Source organism: Flavobacterium sp. (genome assembly GCF_017744675.1).
Classification (GTDB): domain Bacteria; phylum Bacteroidota; class Bacteroidia; order Flavobacteriales; family Flavobacteriaceae; genus Flavobacterium.
Map to the genome: position 1 here is coordinate 189152 of NZ_JAGIAV010000001.1, position 18404 is coordinate 207555.

General features: G+C 34.2%; 14 protein-coding genes. 4 read left to right on the top strand and 10 right to left on the bottom strand.

Going from position 1 to position 18404, the window contains the following annotated elements; translation table 11 throughout:
- Positions 1-4: 4 nt before the first annotated feature.
- The 4 genes from ileS to gdhA all read right to left on the bottom strand — a co-directional run bounded on the left by ileS (position 5) and on the right by gdhA (position 8089).
- Positions 5-3406: an isoleucine--tRNA ligase gene (gene ileS / locus J7574_RS00885; protein ID WP_290962981.1), complete on the bottom strand. Its 3402-nt coding sequence runs from the start codon at positions 3404-3406 to the stop codon at positions 5-7.
- Positions 3407-3536: 130 nt separating this feature from the next.
- Positions 3537-4250 (bottom strand): DNA repair protein RecO, encoded by a 714-nt coding sequence (recO, locus tag J7574_RS00890; protein WP_290962983.1) that lies wholly within the window; start codon positions 4248-4250, stop codon positions 3537-3539.
- Between the two features lie 87 nt (positions 4251-4337).
- Positions 4338-6620 (bottom strand): T9SS type A sorting domain-containing protein, encoded by a 2283-nt coding sequence (locus tag J7574_RS00895; protein ID WP_290962985.1) that lies wholly within the window; start codon positions 6618-6620, stop codon positions 4338-4340.
- Between the two features lie 125 nt (positions 6621-6745).
- On the bottom strand, positions 6746-8089 hold the full coding sequence (gdhA, locus tag J7574_RS00900) for an NADP-specific glutamate dehydrogenase (protein WP_290962987.1): 1344 nt from the start codon (positions 8087-8089) through the stop codon (positions 6746-6748).
- Between the two features lie 326 nt (positions 8090-8415).
- Between gdhA and J7574_RS00905 the strand changes: the two genes are divergently transcribed.
- Positions 8416-9207, top strand: a complete 792-nt coding sequence (locus J7574_RS00905; RefSeq protein ID WP_290962989.1) for a glutamate dehydrogenase — start codon at positions 8416-8418, stop codon at positions 9205-9207.
- Positions 9208-9290: 83 nt separating this feature from the next.
- On the opposite strand, the gene J7574_RS00910 is transcribed toward J7574_RS00905, so the two are convergent.
- Entirely contained in the window at positions 9291-10433 is a 1143-nt protein-coding gene (locus J7574_RS00910) for a cystathionine gamma-synthase (protein ID WP_290962991.1), read from the bottom strand.
- A 104-nt stretch (positions 10434-10537) separates the two neighbouring features.
- Between J7574_RS00910 and J7574_RS00915 the strand changes: the two genes are divergently transcribed.
- Positions 10538-11281, top strand: coding sequence for a DUF3298 and DUF4163 domain-containing protein (locus J7574_RS00915; protein ID WP_290962993.1), 744 nt, complete (start codon positions 10538-10540; stop codon positions 11279-11281).
- Between the two features lie 164 nt (positions 11282-11445).
- On the opposite strand, the gene J7574_RS00920 is transcribed toward J7574_RS00915, so the two are convergent.
- Positions 11446-12591: an ATP-binding protein gene (locus J7574_RS00920; RefSeq protein WP_290962995.1), complete on the bottom strand. Its 1146-nt coding sequence runs from the start codon at positions 12589-12591 to the stop codon at positions 11446-11448.
- 161 nt (positions 12592-12752) lie between these two features.
- Positions 12753-13508, bottom strand: a complete 756-nt coding sequence (locus tag J7574_RS00925) for an SDR family NAD(P)-dependent oxidoreductase (protein ID WP_290962997.1) — start codon at positions 13506-13508, stop codon at positions 12753-12755.
- 268 nt (positions 13509-13776) lie between these two features.
- Here J7574_RS00925 and J7574_RS00930 point away from each other — a divergent pair, with 268 nt between their 5' ends.
- The gene (locus tag J7574_RS00930; RefSeq protein ID WP_290962999.1) at positions 13777-14586 is read left to right on the top strand and encodes a DUF4382 domain-containing protein; all 810 of its coding nucleotides are present in this window, start codon (positions 13777-13779) and stop codon (positions 14584-14586) included.
- A 97-nt stretch (positions 14587-14683) separates the two neighbouring features.
- On the opposite strand, the gene J7574_RS00935 is transcribed toward J7574_RS00930, so the two are convergent.
- The 3 genes from J7574_RS00935 to J7574_RS00945 form a co-directional block, all read right to left on the bottom strand.
- Positions 14684-15211 (bottom strand): GNAT family protein, encoded by a 528-nt coding sequence (locus J7574_RS00935; RefSeq protein ID WP_290963000.1) that lies wholly within the window; start codon positions 15209-15211, stop codon positions 14684-14686.
- A 35-nt stretch (positions 15212-15246) separates the two neighbouring features.
- Positions 15247-15960 carry a hypothetical protein gene (locus J7574_RS00940; protein WP_290963003.1) on the bottom strand — a complete coding sequence of 238 codons (714 nt, stop codon included), beginning with the start codon at positions 15958-15960 and terminating at the stop codon, positions 15247-15249.
- 295 nt (positions 15961-16255) lie between these two features.
- The gene (locus J7574_RS00945) at positions 16256-17131 is read right to left on the bottom strand and encodes an aldo/keto reductase (protein ID WP_290963005.1); all 876 of its coding nucleotides are present in this window, start codon (positions 17129-17131) and stop codon (positions 16256-16258) included.
- Between the two features lie 212 nt (positions 17132-17343).
- Between J7574_RS00945 and J7574_RS00950 the strand changes: the two genes are divergently transcribed.
- Positions 17344-18348 carry a MoxR family ATPase gene (locus J7574_RS00950; RefSeq protein WP_008465328.1) on the top strand — a complete coding sequence of 335 codons (1005 nt, stop codon included), beginning with the start codon at positions 17344-17346 and terminating at the stop codon, positions 18346-18348.
- Positions 18349-18404: the final 56 nt, after the last annotated feature.

The window sequence follows — 18404 nt, forward strand, 5'->3', positions numbered from 1 at the left end:
TCTACTATTTTGAAATTAATATAATGGTTCTAATATCATCAAACTCAATTTCTGTGCCGTTTTCTAACGTGTCAGCAAAAACCAGTTCGTCTGTTAATGTTTCAGACTTAATATAGTCTTCATTTTTTGAAACTGCATTTTCTAAAATACCGTCTCGTTTTATTTGAACTTTAATCTTATCCGTAACCTCAAATCCTGAATCTTTACGGATGTTTTGTATTCTATTAACTAATTCTCTAGCGATACCTTCATTTTTTAATTCTTCGGTAAGAGTAATATCAAGCGCAACTGTTATTCCGTTTGAATTAGCAACCAACCATCCTTCGATATCTTGTGATGTAATTTCCACATCTTCTAATGATAAAGTTACACTATTTCCTGCAATAACAATATCTAGCGACCCTTGCTTGTCCAGTTGGTTGATCTGATCTGCAGAAAAACCTTGTATCTCCTTAGAAATCAGCCCCATATCTTTACCAAAACGTGGCCCTAAAGCTTTAAAATTAGGCTTAATTTGTTTTACCAAAATACCTGAAGCATCGTCTAAAAGCTCGATTTCCTTCACGTTTACCTCCGCTTTTACCAAGTCAGAAATAGCTTCGATTTCAGCACGCTGATTCTCGTCAAGTACTGGAATCATTACCTTTTGCAGAGGTTGACGAACTTTTATCATCTCTTTTTTACGCAGTGATAACACCAAAGAAGAGATCGTTTGCGCCTTCTGCATTTTGCTTTCCAACGTTTTATTAACAAAGTTTTCGACAAATTTTGGGAATTCAGCCAAGTGAACACTAGCAAAATCCTCGGTTCCCGTAGAAGTTGTTAAATCGCGGTACAATTTGTCCATAAAAAATGGAGCCACTGGAGCGCTCAATTTACTGATTGTAAGCAAACAAGTATAAAGCGTTTGGTAAGCTGCAATTTTATCTTTTGCATATTCTCCTTTCCAGAAACGACGACGGCATAAACGAACGTACCAGTTGCTTAAATTCTCCTGAACGAAGTCAGAAATCGCTCTTGTTGCTTTTGTAGGTTCGTAATCTTCGTAGCATTCGTCAACAAATTTTATCAACGTATGTAATTCAGAAATAATCCACTGATCGATTTCAGGTCTTTCGTTTAACGGAATTTCAGCTTCTTCGTATTTAAATCCGTCGATGTTAGCATATAACGAGAAGAATGAATAGGTATTGTAAAGTGTTCCGAAGAATTTACGTTTAACCTCAGCAATTCCTTCAAGGTCAAACTTCAAGTTATCCCACGGATTTGCATTCATAATCATATACCAGCGTGTAGCATCTGGACCGTTTTCTGCAATGGTTTTAAATGGGTCTATTGTATTTCCCTTACTCTTAGACATTTTAATTCCATTTTTATCCAAAACAAGACCGTTTGAAACTACGTTTTTGTAGGCTATTTTATCAAAAACCAAAGTTCCGATTGCATGCAAAGTATAAAACCATCCACGAGTCTGATCTACTCCTTCTGCAATGAAATTTGCTGGAAAATCTTTGTTGTCATCAATTTTTTCTTTGTTTTCAAAAGGATAATGCCATTGTGCATATGGCATTGCTCCAGAATCAAACCAAACGTCGATTAGATCACTTTCGCGCTTCATTGGTTTTCCTGAAGCTGAAACTAAAGTAAGTCCATCAACCACATTTTTGTGTAAATCGATTAAATCATAATTGGCCTCAGACATGTTACCAATTTCAAATCCTTTGAATGGATTTTCTTTTTGGAAACCTGCTTCGATCGATTTTTCGATTGCATTGTACAATTCTTCAACAGAACCAATAATAACTTCTTCTGTTTTATCTTCTGTTCTCCAAATTGGCAACGGAATTCCCCAATATCTAGAACGAGATAAGTTCCAATCGTTGGCATTTTTAAGCCAATTTCCAAAACGTCCTTCACCAGTAGATTTAGGTTTCCAATTGATAGTTTCGTTCAGGTCGAACATTCTATCTTTTACATCGGTTACTTTGATGAACCATGAATCTAGAGGATAGTATAATAACGGCTCGTCTGTTCTCCAGCTGTGTGGATAACTGTGCACGTATTTTTCAACTTTAAAAGCTTTATTTTCTTCTTTTAAACGAATAGCGATTTCAACATCTACAGATTTCTCTGGAGCTTGTCCGGCATCGTAATATTCGTTTTTAACGTATTTACCAGCTAAGTCACCTAAATGAGAAGTGAATTTTCCTTGTAAATCTACTAATGGAACTGGAGTTCCGTTTTCGTCCAGAACCAACATTGGCGGCACTTCTGGTTTTGCTTCTTTTGCTACTTTAGCATCATCTGCACCAAAAGTCGGAGCTGTATGCACAATTCCGGTTCCGTCTTCTGTTGTAACGAAATCGCCTGAGATTACTCTAAATGCGTTTTCAGCATTTTCATAAGGCAATACGTAAGGCAATAATTGCTCATAACGGATTTCTACTAAATCTGCTCCTTTTGCTTCGGTTAAGATTTTGTACGGAAGTTTTTTGTCGCCGTTTTTCACATTATCAAAATCAGCGTCGTCTTCACTTAAGAAAAATCCTTTTCCGAATTGTTTTCCAACTAAATTTTTAGCCAAAATCACATTGATTGGCTCAAAAGTATATTGATTGAAAGTTTTAACTAAAACATAATCGATTTTTGGCCCCACTGTCAAAGCGGTGTTTGACGGAAGTGTCCAAGGAGTTGTCGTCCAAGCTAAAATGTGAATATCTCCAAAACCTTGCAAGAATGAAGGCAAAGTTTCTGGAAGCGTTTTAAACTGTGCTACAATTGTAGTATCCGTTACATCACGGTAAGCTCCAGGCTGATTTACTTCGTGAGAAGATAATCCTGTTCCTGCTTTTGGAGAATATGGCTGAATGGTATATCCTTTGTACAACAAACCTTTATCGTAGATTTGTTTTAAAAGCCACCAAACAGATTCCATATATTTTGGTTTATAAGTCACATACGGATCTTCCATATCAACCCAATATCCCATTTTTTCGGTCAAATCATTCCATACGTCGGTATAACGCATAACGGTTTTTTTACACGCTTCGTTATATTCTTCGATAGAAATCGTTTTACCAATATCTTCTTTTGTAATTCCTAATTCTTTTTCGGTACCTAATTCTACAGGCAAACCGTGAGTATCCCATCCAGCTTTTCTTTTTACTTGAAAACCTTTTTGAGTTTTATATCTGCAAAAAATATCTTTAATCGCACGTGCCATTACGTGGTGAATTCCAGGTAATCCGTTTGCTGAAGGCGGGCCTTCAAAAAATACGAAAGGCTCAGCACCTTCGCGAGTTGTTACACTCTTTTCAAATATATTTTCTTTCTTCCAAAAATCAAGAACTTCAGACGCTACAGTTGGCAAGTCAAGTCCTTTGTATTCAGTAAATTTTGTACTCATTTTATCCTTTTCTTAAACGAGGTGCGAAAGTAAGGAATTTTGAGGGAAATAGATAAAAGATAACGGAAAAAAGACCGATTTCAGGAAATTTTGAGTACATTCCGCAACAAACAACACTCATTTTATCGATTTAAGAGAAAACTTCTTTTAAAATCTCTAAAGATTTAGGTTTTTTGAATCCCTCCAAATGAAGACTATAATAATCGATTAAAATTTTAAGAAGTATTTGCCTTTCTAAAACATGAAAGACTTTTTGGACGTTATCGAATTTTAATTCCAATAGTTTTTTAAACAAACTTGTCTCGTGTTCTGAAAGGACATTTGTCTTTTGAAAATACGTAAAAACTCCCTCATTCATTTCAAAAAAAGGAAGGTTAATATCTGAAAGATCGGGATAAAACCCGAGGTATTTTGTAATTTCTAAAAGTAGAATTAAATGAAAATTTGAAATTTCGTCATGATGATCCAGCCAGGTAAGTGCGGTTTCTAAAAACAGAAAAAGCTGTTCGTTTTTCTCTTCCTCCTGAATGGAATAATGCAACATTTCGGAAAGAAACATAACCATCGTACTTTTTACTATATCGGTATGAATACTCTGAAACGGAACGGCGGTTTTTATTTCTTTGAAATTTTCTAAAGTCCCTTTGTTCTTATGAACTGCCTCAATTTCCAAAATAGAAAATGGCTGAAAATAAGCAATCTTCTGACCGGCCTTTCTGCTGGAAAAAGCGTCACGCACAAAATAAGATTTCAGTCCGCTCGAAAGCGTAAAACATTTTACGATCAAGCTTTTTTCCTGAAATTTTAAAGAAGAAATTACTATGGCTTTGGTTTTGACTTGCAAAAGATTTTTGTTTTTTTTGTTTCGAGTTTCAAGTTTCAAGTTTTTATCAAACTGAACACTTAAAAACTAGACACTGAACACTAATTTCTATCGAATAATCATTACTTTCTTAACTTTAGTTTCTCCTCCGTCTTGCGCAGAAATAAAAACCATATAAACTCCAGAAGCTACTTTATATTTACCAAAAGCGGTAGTATCCCACTCGATTGTTCCTCCAGAGGAAGTTATTTCGTAAACCAAATTTCCTTCAATATCAGTGATTTTAACATTGGCTTTATCAATTAATCCAGCAACTTTCACTGTTCCGTTGTAATTTGGACGAACTGGATTTGGGTAGACATATACATTATTCAAATCATCATTTGGTTCTGTTGCTATTCCGCCAAACGATACCAATCCTTTGTTGGTTGCAATAAACACTTCTCCTGTTTTCGGATTTATCTTAACATCATTTACATAATTGCTCGGCAATGGCGAATTGTTTATCGTGAAATGATATTTTGTTTCCTGACCATTTGGTGAAACCATAAAAATGCCAGAATCGGCAGTTCCTATCCATTTATTGTTTGCTCCGTCAACTGCAATTGAAGTAATAAACTGTTCATATAATAATTCTTGAGCCAAATCGTCTTCGGTTATAATAATCGGATTGGCTTTTAACTGACTTTCTGTTTGAAAACTCGAAATATTAGACAAAACCCTTAAACCTTTTGTTGTTCCTATCCATAGCTGATTTTTTGTATCTAGAGCTATCGCCCTAACATCTGCAATTGGCAAATTACCGGCATCAACACCAAAAGTCATTTTCTTGAATGTATTAGTACTTTCATTAAATCCGACAACTCCACTTTTAAAAGTTCCAATCCATTTTACATTATTTCGATCTATAGCTATACTTGAATAGTTATCTTTTTCTGCATCGTCTAAGATCGAAGTCATCTCATAACTCCCCCACTGCCCGTTTGTTTTTAGTACTTTCAATCCGTTATTGATTCGGCTATTGGTTACCCAAAGATTGCCAGATTTATCAAAAGCAGTTGCATTAATTCGAACGTCTATATAATTTGGTCCTTCTGTAGAAATGGATTCCAAACCGCTATTTTTTTCATTATACAAAAGAGTTGGAACCTCATTTTGAATTTTTAATAGCCCAGAGAAGAAAGAACTGGCATAAACCTGTTTTTCATTATTTGGATTTATACAGATTCTAGTTGTTGATTTTGCATCAAAAACATTAGAATAAGGAACATTCAGCCATCCAGAAGCATTAAATCGGCTAACTCCGTAACTGTCTAATGGATACGGATTATACGAAACGTCATAATCGCCATAAACTGCCCACAAAGTATTTGCCCCAGCATCTATAGAAAAAATATTATTGCGAACTGGACCGCTAGGCGTGCTATTTTCGAAAGCAGAAACATTACTTAAAGTAGAAACAAACAATCCTTTTTCTTTTGTTCCAATAAAAATCTGATTCCCTACTACGGTTGCACAGCTAAAATTTAAAGTATTGTCCAAAACCTGACTATTTGTAATCTGGCGATTGAGCACCATCTGATTATTATACACATAAACAGTATTTGGAGTTGTAACAAATAAATTATGATTTTTTGCTCTTGTGTCAACAGTCGCTTGAGGCAGTTGCAAAAAGCCTACAAAAGTATTTGAATTAAATCTATGAATGTATCCTGTACTATTTATTGCAATAAGTTCTGTATCGAGAGTCTCAACACTAGACCAATCGCCTGCATTTACAACCGACCATTGTTTGTAATCAATAAGATTGCCATTTGCACTATCTGCTTTTCTTATACCGCTTGATGTTGCTGCAAAAATAAATCCGTTAAACAATGCGGTTTGCTTTACGCTTATTTCGACTCCATTATCACCAATAAAATACGTGTCTCCAAATTGAGACGTTTTAAGATTAAACTGAACAATTCCGAAATCGCAAGACACATATACCAAACCATTATTTTCCATGAAATGATTGATCTTTTTCGTATTTGCTGGCAGTTGCTTATTAATTATATCTACTACTTTAAGAATACTTCCATCGAGTTCATTTATTAAAATCATCAAACCATTTTCGTAACCGATTATTGTTTTTTTGAATGCTTCGCTATAATAAACTGCCGAAATGGTCTGGCCTGAAAGTCCGTCAACTGTAGTAGTCGATTTGAGGATATTTGTAGTTGTATTTTTTGAAAACAAGGCATTTTCTGAAGCGGCGTAGACAGTCGTTGCCGATTCGGATATATCTTTTATTTCGTTAAATGAAAAATATCCCTGCCAAGACAATTTGCTTTGCGCTCCACAAAGCTGAATGAGAAGTAAAAATAAACCGCAGAAAAATATTTTTTTCATCATTTCATATATTCGAATAGACAAATATACTACAAACGGGATTTTATTTAATTTTTAGTCTAAATAAAATACCCCCGATATCTTTTGAAGATAACGAGGGCATTTTTAATTGTTGCAGCCAAATTTTAAACTACACCTTGTGCAAGCATAGCATCGGCAACTTTTACAAATCCTGCAATGTTAGCTCCTTTTACATAGTTAACATATCCGTCTTCTTCTGCACCGTATTTTTTACATTGGTTATGAATTCCAACCATGATATCTTTCAATCTTAAGTCTACTTCTTCGCTAGTCCAATTTAAACGGATAGAGTTTTGAGTCATTTCTAATCCAGAAGCAGCAACTCCTCCAGCATTAGCCGCTTTTCCAGGAGCAAATAACACTTTATTATCTAAGAAAAGTTTAATAGCATCTAAAGTAGAAGGCATGTTTGCAGCTTCAGTTACACATAAAACGCCATTATCAATTAACTTCTTAGCATCATCTCCGTTCAATTCGTTTTGAGTAGCACATGGAATAGCGATGTCTACTTTTACTTCCCAAGGGCTTTTTCCTTTATGGAAAATAGCATTTGGATATTTCTCCAAATATCTTTCTGCTCTGTTATCTCCAGTAGCTCTCATTTCAACCATATGGTCGATTTTTTCTCCAGAAATACCTTCTTCGTCATAAATGTATCCGTCAGGACCAGAAATAGTAACTACTTTACCTCCTAATTCATTTACTTTTAAAGCAACACCCCAAGCCACGTTTCCGAATCCTGAAATAGCCACTTTTTTTCCTTTAATTTCATGACCAATTGTACGAAGCATTTGATCTGTAAAGTAAACTACTCCATATCCTGTTGCTTCTGGTCTAATTAATGAACCTCCGTAAGCCAAACCTTTTCCAGTTAAAACTCCTGTAAATTCATTTCTAATTCTTTTGTATTGCCCGAATAAGTAACCAATTTCTCTAGCTCCTACACCAATATCTCCAGCAGGAACGTCAAGATCTGGACCAATATGACGGCATAATTCTGTCATGAATGACTGGCAGAAACGCATAATTTCAGCATCTGATTTTCCTTCTGGGTCAAAATCAGAACCTCCTTTTCCACCTCCCATAGGAAGTGTTGTCAAACTATTTTTGAATACTTGCTCAAAAGCCAAGAATTTTAAAACAGACAGGTTTACTGAATGGTGAAATCTAATTCCTCCTTTGTAAGGTCCAATTGCAGAGTTCATTTGAATTCTGAAACCTCTGTTAACGATAATTTCTCCTTTATCGTCTACCCACGGAACTCTAAAAATGATAGAACGTTCTGGTTCTGCAATTCTTAAAAGCAGATTTTTTCCATCGTATTTTTTACGCTCTGCTATAAACGGGATAACTGTTTCAGCAAATTCTCTAACAGCTTGAAGAAATTCTGGCTCGTTTGGATTTTTTGACTCAATTAGAGCCATAAATTCATTTATTTTTTGTTCCATCTTTGAAATAAATTTTTCAGATAATTTAGATTTAGTTTTCGTTCTTATAAACTAAGAAATCATGTTTAAGAAAACGTTTTCGTTTTAACAGACAAAGATATAGCAAATAATGATTCGATGTTACATTTTTCACTTTTTTGAAACGATTTGTGTTTTTTTCAAGCATTCCAAAAAAACACATTTTACATGTAGGTGTTTACATGCAAATTACCTTTTAAAAGTTAGTAAATTAAGTATTTTGATACTTATTTTTCAATACAGCGATTTAATATTTTGAATCGATTATGTTTTTTATATATTTGCCGTGATTTGTAAGCCCCCAAAAAATGTCTAAACCCCTATTTATCACATTACTTGCCTTATTCGGCATAACAAGTGCTGTATCAGCTCAAGGATTAGCTCAAGAGATCGGAATCTACGCCGGCCCCGTTACATTACAATCTGATTTTGGTGAAAGACATAACTTTGACACCAACGTAGGAAACACTGGTTTTGGTGTCGGAATTATGCACTTTATTAACTTCTCTGCCAATAACAATAGAGAAAATTATTTCACAGAACATTTTAAAGTTAGAACTGATCTATCTTTTAGCAGAACTACTTTAAAACATTTTGGACAATGGGTCGAACATAAGCCGAATGGTCTATTTGCACAGCAATTAAAAAACATGCACGCAAGTTCTAGCATATTAGGTTTAGGAGCTCAGTTCGAATTTTCTCCTTTTATGAAAATTCACGACTTCGAAAACTCAGTTGGTAGCCTTAGTCCGTATGGAGCTGTAGGGTTTCAGGCAAGCTATTATTCAGCAAAAGTTGGATCACATTTAGGAGACATTACACTTCCTGCTAATACTCCAGGAAAGTACTTAACTCCATCTGATGGACGAGCACATGGTTTTTCTACAGAAACAGGTATAGCTTTATCTGCAACAGCGGCTATCGGAGTTCATTACAAATTAACTACCATGAGTGATTTAATGTTTGAAACTCGTTTCCAGATGTATAGCACAGATTGGATTGACGGATTAAACCCAAATAAAGATATTTACAAAGAAAACAAATCTAACGATTGGCAGGTTTGGTTTAACTTTGGATACATCTACTACTTAGAATTTTAAATCTAAAATATTACCAAATAAAAAATCCCAAATTCCAAAACTATTAATTGGAATTTGGGATTTTTTTATTGGAATTTCTTTCGTTAAGAAAGAGCTTGTTCTAAATCTGCAATTAAATCTTCTGCATCTTCAATACCAACGCTTAATCTAACTAAATCATCAGTAATACCAACTTCTGCTCTTTTATCTGCAGGAATAGAAGCGTGTGTCATTAAAGCAGGATGATTAGCTAATGATTCTACTCCACCAAGAGATTCAGCCAATGTAAACACTTTCAGTTTTTCTAAAAATGCAATAGAATCTTCTTTTTTACCTGATTTAAAATCGAAAGAAACCATTCCTCCAAAAGCTTTCATTTGCTTTTTAGCAATTTCGTGAAACGGATGATTCTTTAAACCTGGATAATAAACGGTTTTAATTTTAGGATGATTACTCAAGTATTCAACCACTTTTTCCCCATTTTCGCAATGTCTTTGAACCCTTAAAGCCAAAGTTTTAATTCCTCTCAAAACCAAAAAACTATCCATTGGCCCAAGAGTTGCTCCTGTTGCAAATTGCTGAAAATGCAATTGTTCGCCAAGTGCAGTATCTTTTACAATTAATGCTCCTGCAATAACATCAGAATGTCCTCCTAAATATTTTGTTGCCGAGTGCATTACGATGTCTGCTCCTAAATCTAAAGGTTTTTGTAAATAAGGAGTTGCAAAAGTATTGTCTACTGCAAGAAGAATTTTTTTCTCCTGAGTAATTTTAGCTATTTCCTGAATGTCTGCCAATTTCATTAACGGATTGGTCGGAGTTTCTACCCAGATTAACTTTGTATTTTCGTTGATTAAACTTTTCAGTTTTTCGATATTCGTCATATCAACAAAATGAAATTTAATACCCGAATCTTTATAAACGCGAGAAAACATTCTGTATGTTCCGCCATACAAATCATCCATTGCAATGATTTCGTCTCCAGCTTTAAAAGATCTTAAAACACAATCTGTTGCTGCAAGACCAGACGAAAATGCCAATCCGCGAGTTCCGTTTTCAATACTTGCCAGCGCTTCTTCCAAAGCCGTACGAGTTGGGTTTGAAGCTCTACTGTATTCGTAATCTGCCAAAGGTTTCCCTGGACTTGTTTGCACAAATGTTGAAGTCTGGTACACTGCCGGCATAACAGCTCCTGTACTTGGATCATGATGCTGTCCTCCGTGAATAACTTTTGTATTGAATTTCATATAGTTATAAATTTTAATTTCTAAATTCTTGTACAAATTTACCGCTTAATTTATTTTATCGCGACACAACTTCTTACCTTTGTAGATAATTAACACTTTTTGATATGAAAAATTACTTATTTATAATCTTTTTGTGTTTGATTTTTACAAGTTGCAAAAAAGAGCTTTCATTTGAGAATGAAACGTTTGAAGAAAAATCTACTGTGCCTTGCACAAAAGACTGTCCAAAAATCTCAATTAAAGTCCCCATTGCTAAAAATGTTAAAGTAACGTCAGACAGCATCAATAAAAAAGTCTTTGCTGTAATTAAAGAGATGGTATTTTTTGAAGAAGATTCGGTAAAAGTTGATGATTACAGATCATTGGCAAAATCTTTTATTACTTCATACCAAGAAATGCATCAAAAATTCCCAAACGACACTTTTGGTTGGGAAGCTAAAATAGTTGGAAACGTTGAGTTCGAATCGGATCAGGTTCTAAACCTTAAAATTGACCATTATACTTTTACAGGAGGCGCTCATGGCTATCAAGGCTATCGTTCTTTATTATTCGATAAAAAAACAGGAAAAACTATCTTCAATAAACAGCTATTTAAAAACGAAAAAGAGTTTAAAGCTTTCGCTGAAAAAACATTCCGATCCAAATATAAAATTCCAGAAAGGGCCAATATCAATGCTACAGGTTTAATGTTTGAAAACGATACATTTCAACTTCCTCAAAATATCTTTTACACCTCTGCAGGCTTGCTTTTATATTACAACTCATATGAAGCGGCATCGTACGCAGACGGTCCAAAAGAATTATTATTTCCATACGAAGAAGTAAAGAAATATTTGAATTTTCAATAGAAAAAATAAATTAAGCCATTTAATTTGACCCCTGTATATCGTAGAGACGCACTGCAGTGCGTCTAACACAATCTTTGTCGATATGCTGGACGTAGACGCACTGCAGTGCGTCTCTACATAAAAAAACTCAGAATCTTAGCGTCTCAGCAACTCAGAACCTTAGGTTACTGCACATCATACTTCATCTTACGCAAAACCCTCAATGCTTCTTTAAAAGAAGAATACACATTTTTATAAGGTTTCAAAAGCAATTTTGCATCAATTAGTTTTTGTCTGGCATCTTCAAAACCATTCAAATAACAAATCATAAAAGTAGAAGGCAGATTTTCCAGATCTTTCATTTCTCGATCAGATAAAGAAATCTCTTTCTCCAATTTCCGAAGCAGTACAATATTGGAGTTATAAATATGATGAAGCATTTTTCTATTGAATTCTGGCGGCTGAAAAAGCATCTGACGGTCGATTTTATAATAACCGTTGTCAAAGAAATGAATGGTTTGCTCTTCTAACGGATAATAACTCGTTTTGTCATTTAATCCTAGCGGAACATATTCTGTAATGGTAAAAGTATCATCGTTATATTCGATCGTAACCACATCTTGAGCTGAATAAAAAAGCTTGATCTGTTCGTTGATTAATTCGATATCAACTCTTGAGAGAAAGGTTTTATCTCGCATTTTTTTGGGTACACCTGCCCAGCAAATCACAAATAATTCTTTGAAAACGCGATATTTCGGAGACATATCTTTATGCCTGAAATTCATAAAATCGATAACGCCGTCTAAAGTATACTGAATGCTGTTTCGAGAGCTATTCTCAATTCCGATTACTGTTTCTGTATTCTGATTGTTTTTTTCAATTTCCTCGTGTTCTTCCAGAGGGATTGAATTACTGCCACGTCTTATAAAAACACTGTTGGCCAAAATGGTATGGATTCCTTTTTTAAAGTAAGAGATTTTACTTTTCGGCTTTATCGTAACCAAACCGATTACTTTGTCTTTTGGAAGATTGGGAAAAGGAACGTTTTCGTACTGAATTTTTGGAGGATTTTCTAAAAAAGCATTAACCAGATTCTGAATTCGGCTATCATCAAAAAAGTCGTCGCCTACAATTTCATTGTCTTGATCTTCTACTCCAACCACGATATATGAATTGTTATTCGGGTTAGAATTGGATAATGCACAAATGTGTTTTAGAAATTTGCCTTTCCCTTCTCGCGAATGAAGATTCAATTGCCTTTTCTTATCATAAAAACTGCTTTCGTCATTATGAGCGAGGAGATTTTTAATTAAAAGGCGCTTATTAATCATCTTCTTTTAGACTTACTTAGAAAATTAGAATTTTAGACCAACTTAGAATATCAACTCAGCAACTAAATTCTTTTTAGATTTTAGACTTCTTAGATTTATGATTTTCAGATTCCTAAGATAATCTAAAGATCTAACTTCTAAGAAGTCTAATGCTCTAATTTTTAAATATTCTTTTTAACAATCGTAGATGAAGCTTGTGCCGTACTCATAACGACCAAATCTGCAATGTTTACATGATAAGGTCTAGAAACCACAAAATGAATAATATCGGCTATATCTTCAGCTTGCAACGGATCAAATCCTTTGTAAACATTGGCAGCTCTTTCAACATCTCCTTTAAAACGAACTTCGCTAAATTCTGTTGCCACCATTCCGGGGTGAATTCCTCCAACCCTAATTCCAAACGGGTTTAAATCGATTCTCATTCCAGCAGTAATGGCATCAACGGCATGTTTAGATCCGCAATAGACATTCCCGTTCGGGTAAACTTCTTTTGCTGCAGTCGAACCAATATTAATAATGTGACCAGATTGTCTTTCTACCATCTGCGGAATTATCGCTTTTGAAACGTATAAAAGACCTTTCACATTAATGTCGATCATTGCATCCCAATCGTCTAAATTCCCATTTTGAATCGGATCTAAACCGTGAGCATTTCCAGCATTATTAATTAAAACGTCAATTGTGGCAAAATCGTTTGGCAAAGTACCTATTTTTTGCAGCACATCTTCTTTATCACGAACATCAAATGCCAAAGAATGTACTTCTGTAAAAGCCGAAAGTTCTTTTTCAAGTTCTTCTAAACGATCTTTACGTCTTCCGCAAAGCACCACTTTATAATTGTTTTTTGCTAAAATCTGAGCGGTCGCTTTTCCGATTCCACTTGTAGCACCAGTAATTAAAACTGTTTTTTTCATTGCAAATATTTTGTTTAATACATAGAACCATCGTTCTACTTTATCTAAAAAAGGCATTTTATTTTAAACCGATACACGTACTTGTACAGGTGAAATATGAAGCCAACTATTCTAATTATTTTTCCACAGATTTAAAGCAGTGTATCCATTTTTCTTTCTTAACCTTTTCCTTAAGATTTGATTAATATCAATGCAAAATTACTGATAAGAACACTAAATGAATTCTGTTTTTCGTTATTAATTTACTAATTTTTTAAAAAACAAATTTATGAAAAGTCCAAACCTCAAATTTAGAATTTTTCTTTTGGCTTCATTATCCACCTTATTACTAGCAAGCTGTAGCAGTAGCGATGGTAATGATGGCACACAAACTTCAAAAGTTAGTGTACGAATGACTGATGCGCCTGGTGATTACGATCAGGTAAATGTTGAAGTTTTAGACGTTAAAATTAAAAGCAATGCAGAAACTAGTGAAGACGGCTGGGTTAGTATTGGAAATATAAAACCTGGAGTATATAATTTATTGGATTTAACTGGCGGTGTAAATGTGCTTTTAGCAGATAACGATGTTCCTTCTGGTTTTTTAGGTCAGATTCGATTAATTCTTGGAGAGCATAATACTGTTGTTAAAGGTGGTGTAACTTACCCATTAAAAACGCCAAGCGCGCAACAATCTGGTTTAAAATTAAAAGTTAATCAAACCTTAACAGCTGGTGCAACTTATGATTTTTTATTAGATTTTGATGTGGAACATTCTGTTGTTGTAGAAGCTGGCAATTCTGGCAACTTCAATTTACATCCTGTAATTAGAGTGTCTACAACTGCCACATCTGGAATAATTAAAGGAATAGTAACGCCATTCTCTTTCCAATCTTTAGTATCTGTTCAAGTTGGAGATACAACTGTTTCAACTTATACAAACGAAACAGGAGTATTTCAGCTAAATGGTATCCCGGCAGGAACTTACTCTGTAACCATTACACCCGATGCAAGTTCAAAACTACCAGCGTTAGTGGTTCCTAATGTGGTTGTGGTAAATGGGCAAATCTCAAACATGAACACACTTACTTTACAATAAATCTTTAGATCTAAAAAAAACAGCTATCCTAAAAATAAGATAGCTGTTTTTTTTATGACTCGTTTTAAGAATTTAAGTCACAACTCTTCTATATTTATCACTCAAATGGAAACGATTCTACGTTCTTATTTTTCCATTCGTCCAAATTCAACACCATATTAAGCGCTGTCCAAGTTTCTCCGTCTACTTCTCTTAAGTATTTTTTATTAGCATTAAAAATAAACCCAACTTTTTCATAACACTTTTGGGCTCCAATATTAAAATCGAAAACATTCAATTCAATGTTTCTTTCTTTTCTGTTTTCCAAAATATATTGCAGCAATAAAATTACCATTTGCTCGCCAATTCCCTTTCCTCTCTGGTTCTCGTCAATAATCAAGATTCGTCCTAATTTTGCAAAACCGTCGTAAAAGTAAATTTCGCAATGTCCGATCGTATTGCCGTTAGAAGCATTTGCAACCCTAAAAGCTATTCTATTTTCATCAGAAAGCGTCTTGTCTATTTGATTTTCTGTTAAGGGAAAAGTAAATTCTGGTCCGCCAAATTGCATTAAATCTTTTGCACTTTTGACAGCATTAATCAATTCAGAATAATCTTTTTTCTCAAATTTTTCTAAGTGTATCATTTTTCAAAAATTACGAAACCAAAGCTTCAAAATATTTAACTCCAGGCAAAATATTGCAGGACTTCATTTTTCTTTTCATCTACAAATAGGAAAATCTTGTCTTCACCCAATTCTGAATAATTATATCCTGTCAGATTTCCAATAAAATCTAAGCTTTCTAAATCCATTTCCAAATAATCTAAGATAGGTTGCAGGTATTCAAAATCATATTCGTGATCATCTCCTAAAGATTCATATTTCTCTCTTTCATGATTGCTATATCCGCCTGAATAACTATTTCCTTGTATAAATTTACCCGTTTCAAGGTACATATCTCTAGTTAGCCAATAATTAATCACTCCTTTTATATAATAGTAATAATCAAAATTTATTTTTCTTCTTCGTTGATCTTCTTCTTTGACAAATTCTGTTTTTACTATGTATTTATCTTTATGTTCTTTATAAATAGTTTCTGCCTCTTTATACCATTCAATAGCTTTTTCAAACTTAGGAATCTGATAAAAATCTCCTTCAAACTTATACTTGTCTCCGACTCTTTGAAACTTAACAAAATTGTAATCAAAATTACTGTCTAAAATTTCAACTTCGGGATCGCCATTTCCAAATAATGTAATGAAATGGACTTTTCCGTTCCCTTTATTTATAGAACTTAATTCAACCGTAAGAAGTGGAAAAAAAACAATTTTGTGAAACTCTGAAGGATTTTCAAATACTTCCTCAATGCGAGGAAATAACTTTATTTGTGGCATTGCTTTAAATTTGATTGTTTAAAAGTAGGATACGCAACATATCCTACTTTTTAATGTTTACGATCGTAAAATCGTATTCTCTTTTTATTTTAACTCGTTGGGTGAAATTATTTTTAACACATAGAAACATAGCTTGTGTAAACTTAAAAAAGGCGTTTCACTAATTTTAATTCACATAGCTATGTGTTAAAGCTTGCTTTTTCGGTAATCTTAAACAAAAGCAATAAAAATCTATGCTTCTATGTGTTTAAATTACATTTATTCATGTCGCCCAACAAATTATTTTAATTTTGAATTAAGGCACATCGTTGCCCATACTTTCAGTCCAGATCGCAAACCAATCTTCTTTCTCCATTTCTAATTCAACCGCTTTTGATAAAGATTGAATTCGAGCAACGTTAACAGTTCCTGCAATAGGAATTACTTTTGCCGGATGTTTTAGAATCCAAGCCAATAAAAGCGTATCTGCACCTAAATGATATTTTTCTAACAAAGTAGAAAACAGTTTTTTCAAACGGCGAGTCTGTTTTGTATCTTCTCTAAAAACAGTTCCAAGCGGATTCCAAGATAAAGGACGAATTCCGTGAGTTTGCATATAATCTAAACTTCCGTCTAGCATTGGTTCAAAATGTGTTGCCGAAAATTGCACTTGATTGTAACTAACTTCTGTTTTTTGACGAATTAATTCTGTCTGAGAACTAGTAAAATTAGAAAGTCCAAAATCAATAATTTTTCCTTCTCCTTTTAATTTCTCTACAGCTTCTGCGATTTCGTCAGCCTGCATTAACGGACTTGGTCTATGAAGTAAAAAAACATCAACATAATCAGTTTTTAAATTCTTCAAAGATTTTTCTACAGACTTAATAATATAATCTTTAGAATAATCGTAATGTTTGATTTTGTTTTCGGGGCGTTTATCAGCAATCATCTGAATACCGCACTTGGTAATTAATTGTAATTTTTCGCGATCGATTTTACTAGCGTGGAAGGCTTTTCCAAAATCGGCTTCGGTTGTATACGAACCGTAAATGTCCGCGTGGTCAAAAGTTGTGATTTTGTTTTCGATACTTACCTGTATCATGTTTTCCATTTCGCTAGTTGTAAGGTTTTTATCCCAAACTCCCCAATTCATAGTGCCCGAAATTATAGGCGATAAGACTGTTTTGCTCATAATAATTATGCGTTATTTTTGGTAATAATTATGCTTTAATAAAACATAATCATCAAAGTTCTTAAAAATATAAAAATAGATTCACAATTAGTCCTTAAAATTAGGTCATTGGTCGAATTTTTAACCATTCTTTAACATCTTACTTCTCAAAAAATATTCAATTTGCACTCTCAAAAATTAGGCGTAAAAATCAAGGTTTTAAAAATATTTATATGGAAGAAAATACAACGACTTTAGACATTAGAGCGATAAATGAAAAAATTGAAAGAGAAAGTGCTTTTATAGACCTTCTTACAATGGAAATGAACAAAGTTATTGTGGGTCAGAAACATATGGTCGAGCGTCTATTGATCGGATTACTTGGACAAGGGCATATTTTATTGGAAGGAGTTCCTGGTTTGGCAAAAACTTTGGCCATTAACACGCTTTCTCAAGCGGTTCAAGGATCTTTCAGCCGTATCCAGTTTACGCCAGATTTATTACCTGCCGATGTTATCGGAACCATGATTTACAATATTAAAGCAAATGAGTTCTCAATTAAAAAAGGACCAATTTTCGCCAATTTCGTACTTGCCGATGAGATTAACCGTGCACCTGCAAAGGTTCAGTCAGCGTTATTAGAGGCAATGCAGGAGAAACAAGTTACTATTGGAGATTCTACTTTCAAATTAGACCGTCCGTTTTTAGTATTAGCAACACAAAACCCAGTGGAGCAAGAAGGAACATATGCGCTTCCTGAAGCACAAGTTGACCGTTTTATGCTAAAAACTGTTATCGATTATCCAAAAATTGACGAAGAGCGTTTTGTAATTCGCCAGAACTTAAAAGGTTCATTCGAAAAAGTAAATCCCGTTGTATCTGTAGATCAGATTTTACGTGCTCAGGAAGCTGTTCGTGAAGTTTATATGGACGAAAAAATCGAGAAATATATCCTTGATATTATTTTCGCTACACGTTACCCAGAAAAATACAAATTAGCCGATTTAAAACCGCTTATCAGTTTTGGAGCTTCTCCTCGTGGAAGTATCAACTTGGCTAATGCTGCAAAATGTTATGCTTTCATCAAACGTCGTGGTTATGTAATTCCAGAAGACGTTCGTGCAGTTGTTCACGATGTGTTACGTCACAGAGTTGGAATCACTTACGAAGCAGAAGCAGAAAACATTACTTCTGTAGACATTATCAACAAAATCGTTAACGAGATTGAGGTACCTTAAATAAAGTGCTCAATGTTCAGATTTTAGTGTTCAGTGATTGCTGCCCCTAAATATCT

Bases quoted from the DNA above. Each gene is read 5' to 3' on its own strand.
- J7574_RS00950 (WP_008465328.1), top strand. From the start codon at position 17,344: ATGGAAGAAAATACAACGACTTTAGACATTAGAGCGATAAATGAAAAA.
- J7574_RS00945 (WP_290963005.1), bottom strand. From the start codon at position 17,131: ATGAGCAAAACAGTCTTATCGCCTATAATTTCGGGCACTATGAATTGG.
- ileS (WP_290962981.1), bottom strand. From the start codon at position 3,406: ATGAGTACAAAATTTACTGAATACAAAGGACTTGACTTGCCAACTGTA.
- J7574_RS00920 (WP_290962995.1), bottom strand. From the start codon at position 12,591: ATGATTAATAAGCGCCTTTTAATTAAAAATCTCCTCGCTCATAATGAC.
- J7574_RS00915 (WP_290962993.1), top strand. From the start codon at position 10,538: ATGAAAAATTACTTATTTATAATCTTTTTGTGTTTGATTTTTACAAGT.
- gdhA (WP_290962987.1), bottom strand. From the start codon at position 8,089: ATGGAACAAAAAATAAATGAATTTATGGCTCTAATTGAGTCAAAAAAT.
- J7574_RS00895 (WP_290962985.1), bottom strand. From the start codon at position 6,620: ATGAAAAAAATATTTTTCTGCGGTTTATTTTTACTTCTCATTCAGCTT.
- J7574_RS00905 (WP_290962989.1), top strand. From the start codon at position 8,416: ATGTCTAAACCCCTATTTATCACATTACTTGCCTTATTCGGCATAACA.
- J7574_RS00925 (WP_290962997.1), bottom strand. From the start codon at position 13,508: ATGAAAAAAACAGTTTTAATTACTGGTGCTACAAGTGGAATCGGAAAA.
- J7574_RS00910 (WP_290962991.1), bottom strand. From the start codon at position 10,433: ATGAAATTCAATACAAAAGTTATTCACGGAGGACAGCATCATGATCCA.
- J7574_RS00930 (WP_290962999.1), top strand. From the start codon at position 13,777: ATGAAAAGTCCAAACCTCAAATTTAGAATTTTTCTTTTGGCTTCATTA.
- J7574_RS00935 (WP_290963000.1), bottom strand. From the start codon at position 15,211: ATGATACACTTAGAAAAATTTGAGAAAAAAGATTATTCTGAATTGATT.
- J7574_RS00940 (WP_290963003.1), bottom strand. From the start codon at position 15,960: ATGCCACAAATAAAGTTATTTCCTCGCATTGAGGAAGTATTTGAAAAT.